Annotated in this window: 2 protein-coding genes; both read left to right on the top strand. The window is 39.7% G+C overall.

What is annotated here, in order from left to right:
- A partial coding sequence (locus tag VF500_RS08345) for an inositol oxygenase family protein (protein ID WP_330859237.1) occupies window positions 1-595 on the top strand: 595 nt, incomplete at its 5' end.
- 239 nt (window positions 596-834) lie between these two features.
- Window positions 835-1,431: an RNA polymerase sigma factor gene (locus VF500_RS08340; RefSeq protein WP_330859236.1), complete on the top strand. Its 597-nt coding sequence runs from the start codon at window positions 835-837 to the stop codon at window positions 1,429-1,431.
- Window positions 1,432-1,785: the final 354 nt, after the last annotated feature.

The raw sequence follows: 1,785 nt of genomic DNA, 5'->3' as shown, positions 1-1,785 counted from the left end.
GGTTGATGAATCGGATCCGGATATCTCGCTTGATCAGCTGCAGCATTTACTGCAAACATCTGAGGCTATCCGCGCCGATGGTCATCCGGATTGGTTTGTGTTAACCGGCTTTATACATGACCTGGGCAAGGTACTTTGCCTTTTTGGCGAACCGCAATGGAATGTAGTAGGTGATTCGTTCCCGGTGGGCTGCAAATTTTCGGATAAGATAGTTTACCCTGAGTTTTTTGCTGCGAACCCTGATAACGATGATGAACGCTACAATACCAAATACGGCGTTTATACCCACCAGTGCGGGCTCGACAATGTGCACATGTCATGGGGCCATGATGAGTACCTATACCACATCACCAAAGATTATTTACCTGAAGAGGCTTTGTATATGATCCGTTACCATTCTTTTTACTCGCAGCACCGCGAAAAGGCGTACGATCATTTACTGAACGCGCATGACCAGGAGATGTTTAAATGGGTTGATAAATTTAATCCGTACGATCTTTACTCTAAAAGCCCGAAACCACCGGTGGTTTCGGAGTTAAAACCATATTATGAAGATTTGATCGCCAAATATTTGCCTGCTACAGTTAAATTGTAATTTCGGCCGGTATTTCATTTGATCATTCAAGTTTACCCGTTTGGCTCAGGCTGTAAGGAATGTAATTTTACAGCTTGAGCTGAACTTTAAAAAAGGCAAGAAGCCTCCCTTAACCAATTACTGAATAAATTATTAACGATGTAGTCGTAAGACATATTTGTTGGTAAAAAAATAGTTGTATTTTTCACAATAATTCCTGTCTATTGATTAATGAATAAATAAATAATTACCAGGTTTTTATGAATACAAATGGAGATAAAGATTTAGTGTTTCGCTTACACGATGATGACATCGGTGCATTTGATATGCTTTATCAAAAGTATCACCAGGCCATTCATCGTAATATTTACAAACTCACTAAAGACGATGATATCGCCCGGGATATTTTGCAGGATACTTTTATCGCCCTGTGGGAAAAGCGGGCCGATGTTAACCCTGATCAATCTGTAAGCGGCTGGCTGTTTGTGCTCAGCTTCAATAAATCCATCTCTTATCTCCGTAAAAAAGTACGCGAAACAGCAATCGTTAACACCATGCCGTTCGCCGAAATGGAAACTGAAAATGGTGAGGTACAATTAATGGATGAGCAATATTATTTATTGCAACAGGCCATCAATCAGCTATCGCCACAACGTAAAAAAGTATTTACCCTTTGTAAGTTAGAAGGAAAAACCTATGAGGAGGCAGCCGAAAAACTGAACCTGTCGAAACATACTGTTAAAGAGTATCTTGGGCATGCGGTTGTAGCTGTTAAAAACCATATAAAGGAACACCATGCCGAATGGAAAACCGCCGGCGTTATGTTGGTTTGTTACTGGATAGGTTTAATTCAATAGAGGGTTGTTTATTTTAAGCAGATATTTCTAAGCGATAAATGATGATTTATCGCTTTTTTGTTTTAATCCGTTTCCCGTTGGATTTGTAACCGCAGGTGTGGGAAGACAAAATAATCATAATTTATAAGCTTAAAGGCTAAAATCCATGTCATTGCGAGGAGCAGCATGGGGTAAAGTAAAGGGCGACGTGGCAATCTCGTAGCCAATGCATAGCGGCTTTGCATATCCGATGGAATAGCTACGAGATTGCCACGCTACGCTCGCAATGACATTTTTTTGTTTTAAAAGGTTGTTTTATTTTACCGACATCTGTTACGTCAACATCAACCAAAAACAATTTTTTATTTAAAAAAA

Source organism: Mucilaginibacter sp., from assembly GCF_036383575.1.
Classification (GTDB): Bacteria; Bacteroidota; Bacteroidia; order Sphingobacteriales; family Sphingobacteriaceae; genus Mucilaginibacter.
Note: the sequence above shows the minus strand (reverse complement) of the source record. Positions and strands in the feature narration are given on the sequence as shown.

Bases quoted from the DNA above. Each gene is read 5' to 3' on its own strand.
- VF500_RS08340 (WP_330859236.1), top strand. From the start codon at position 835: ATGAATACAAATGGAGATAAAGATTTAGTGTTTCGCTTACACGATGAT.